Annotated in this window: 4 protein-coding genes; 2 read left to right on the top strand and 2 right to left on the bottom strand. The window is 31.1% G+C overall.

The window, feature by feature from the left end; all coding sequences use genetic code 11:
* Positions 1-259: 259 nt before the first annotated feature.
* Positions 260-448: a hypothetical protein gene (locus tag OEW78_RS10360; RefSeq protein WP_300327214.1), complete on the top strand. Its 189-nt coding sequence runs from the start codon at positions 260-262 to the stop codon at positions 446-448.
* 490 nt (positions 449-938) lie between these two features.
* On the top strand, positions 939-1,208 hold the full coding sequence (locus OEW78_RS10355) for a hypothetical protein (RefSeq protein ID WP_300327213.1): 270 nt from the start codon (positions 939-941) through the stop codon (positions 1,206-1,208).
* A gap of 695 nt (positions 1,209-1,903) precedes the next feature.
* Here OEW78_RS10355 and OEW78_RS10350 read toward each other — a convergent pair.
* Positions 1,904-2,299, bottom strand: coding sequence for a DUF6659 family protein (locus OEW78_RS10350; protein ID WP_300327212.1), 396 nt, complete (start codon positions 2,297-2,299; stop codon positions 1,904-1,906).
* A gap of 269 nt (positions 2,300-2,568) precedes the next feature.
* On the bottom strand, positions 2,569-2,885 hold a 317-nt coding region (locus tag OEW78_RS10345; protein WP_300327211.1), incomplete at its 5' end, for a hypothetical protein.

Genomic DNA, 2,885 nt, shown 5'->3' with positions numbered 1-2,885 from the left:
CAAAAGCTTAAGTTAGCACAGAATTTAGAAAAACATGATTCCCAAAGGAGACATTCCTGGTGTGTGTGAAGATTGTGGAGAACATATCACGTATTTTAAAAAGTCTATGCAAACCCATGCAGAATTATTAAAAAAACATCGGTGCCCAAAGTGTGGGAATTTTGCATTGAAAACATTGAGTACCGATTTGTAATTATAAATAGATATTCTAAACTCAGAGCAGGTAAAAGCTTAAGTTCAAAATTATCTGATTACAACCATGGTTGATTATGATCATGAACCTGATAGATATGAAATAATATCAATTGAATCAGAAATTAGAGAGAGCATTTTTCATAAAGTTGTAAAAGACTTGGAAACAGGAAAGGCTGTTTCTTGTTCTTGTAAATGTTGGAGTAAGGGAAACAAGCCTTGTTTTGGTATGAGAACTATTGGATTTGATAATTAATAGACTCTAAACTCATTTTATGGATTATGACATTAGAAAAATCCCTCAAGTTTCACAAGATATGCTACATGCCAGATACACTTGATAATATGATCTGTTCTTCTAGCGACATATTTGATGAATTCCCCTTCATTTTATCTAAAATTCACATAAACAAATCAGGTGTGTATTTGTTCATCGTTTACTTGCCAAAAGTAACCTGATCAGTTATTCATGGCCTGACTAGAGTCACTTTTGAGTAACCAGACTATTTTTTCGCAATAACCTTTTCCCTATTCCAAAATTCTCCATCTTAGATCCCATGTCCTCCGCTGTCTAATCTACCAAACAGTTCTAAATACCCCTCACAATCTGGAAGTTTATCTGTAGATAAAACTCAAGTGGAGTAAAAGCAAGATGCATTGAGGAGACTTGACAGCTGGACATGATGTTCAACTTTTTTTAAAATTAATTGTCGAGAATTATTTTATAGCAATTATGTGTAATTTGTATGGTGAAACAAAAGAATATTATAATTTTTAGTATTGCTACCCTGCTGCTAGGAACAATCAGTACAGCTTCAGGAAAGGAGATTAAACTATTTGACCAAGAAAACAAGTTACTGGATCTGATTTATCCTTACACTGGAGTTATTGTTTTATCGTCAGTTGTTATTGTAATGATCGTAATCCTAAAAACGCCTACAAAAAACAATCCATGTGCCACTGATTATTGGGAGAAAAGAAATGACGGAGATTCATACACCCATAGTTCATCATAATTTTTCACAATAAACCTAGACAGAATAGAACATAGCCCATGCAAAATCCCGTTTAGTTTCCTTTAGAGTGTCAAACTCAGGGGGTAGTGGTGGACTTTGTTCTTGAATAGATTAACAGATTATCAAACTTAAGTATGTCTATAGATTCATGCCAAAAACAAGCAGACTATAAAAATTTTTCAAAAAATATTGAAAATATTTTAATCTTCTTGATATTTCTCATATGGAGATTTACAAATCTGGCTTTATCCAGGGTGTGCCATACACTGATTACAGCAAATTTGTTTAATTTTAGATTAATAATTTTTGAACATCCACAATTTTCCAGAGTATATTTCAAAACATATGATTTAGAAAGTAAAGAGATGCAAATGAAATAATTTCTTAATGGAAGACGAGTATGAATAAATGCAACAACAATTTTTGCATCAGGATTTTTTTAAGATATTGTTGATTATATCAAAAATAATTAAATTATGTGATTATCAAATCGACAAAAATCAAATCAGCATATGTTCTTCAGATATTTCAAGTGTTTTACCCATAATTGATGACAATCAAGAATTAATACGGATATATCTGACATGTCTCAGAATATATACATTGTTTGACACTATTATCCACCATAAAACAAACAACGAATGGATGTTCACAATGTCATGTTACATAAGATAATGTCTCAATAAAGGGACATATTACTCTCCAACAAATTCACCCCACTGCCGTCCTAGTTTAGAAATAACCCGAAAAGCTAATCTATCGATATTAATATTAGATTCCGCAATTAACATTATTACTTTATCATAAATTGGAAAACTCATTATTACAACATGTTCTCTACGTGACGCAGAATATTTTACATGTCCTAATTCTTCATCAAATTTTTTTCTCTTTGCAACTCTAGATGCAAGTTCCTTGCAAACAGATTGTAGTTTTTCATCAGTAAGTCTTATTGTCATTCCAGGTTTATAGCCTCCTGCCAATAAAGTTCCAAACTCATCTAACAAACCAGCATATCTGATTTCATGATCATCTAAAATTTCCCGACATTTTTGCTCGTATTCTGAGATATCCAATTTTTTTTCATGCATGATATAGGTAATTCAAAAATCCACTATATTTTTTTAAACAGTTTTTATTCTTTGATACTATTTGTCAAATTATCTAAATAATAATTTATTCTCCATTGTCTTATTTTGTTGTCAATCAAAAGTCAATATCAGAATATAAACAGAACTGCAAGAAACATAATGATTTGTTTAAGATGCTCACAAAATGAATCTATTTTTGAGAAGTTCAGAAATCAAATAAATATTGCAAATCAGATTTAACCAAAATTGTAGTTAAAAAAAAGAGAGAGTTATTTTAAGCGTCGATATATCTCTTTGAATTCAAGCGATAGATTATATGAAATGTTTAAGAGATGAGTGAGTTGATTCATAGATGTTTTACCATGTCCCAATTGTCTTAACAGAGTTAGTGCTTTTTGAGGCGAACTAACTGAAAGAGGGTTTTGGCCAGACCATGATTTAAAAGCACCTTCCACATCTAAGGAAAAATTCAAAACAAATTCTTTCCAATTGGACATGGATTTTAGAGCCTTTTCATTCAATAGTACATGAGACAATTCACGGAATTCATTTTTTCTGTCAGCATATAACATTTCAAGTGCTTCTT

The sequence above is a fragment of the Candidatus Nitrosopumilus sp. genome (assembly GCF_029882185.1).
In the GTDB taxonomy this organism is placed as follows: Archaea; Thermoproteota; Nitrososphaeria; order Nitrososphaerales; family Nitrosopumilaceae; genus Nitrosopumilus.
Note: the sequence above shows the minus strand (reverse complement) of the source record. Positions and strands in the feature narration are given on the sequence as shown.

Bases quoted from the DNA above. Each gene is read 5' to 3' on its own strand.
- OEW78_RS10360 (WP_300327214.1), top strand. From the start codon at position 260: ATGGTTGATTATGATCATGAACCTGATAGATATGAAATAATATCAATT.
- OEW78_RS10350 (WP_300327212.1), bottom strand. From the start codon at position 2,299: ATGCATGAAAAAAAATTGGATATCTCAGAATACGAGCAAAAATGTCGG.
- OEW78_RS10355 (WP_300327213.1), top strand. From the start codon at position 939: ATGGTGAAACAAAAGAATATTATAATTTTTAGTATTGCTACCCTGCTG.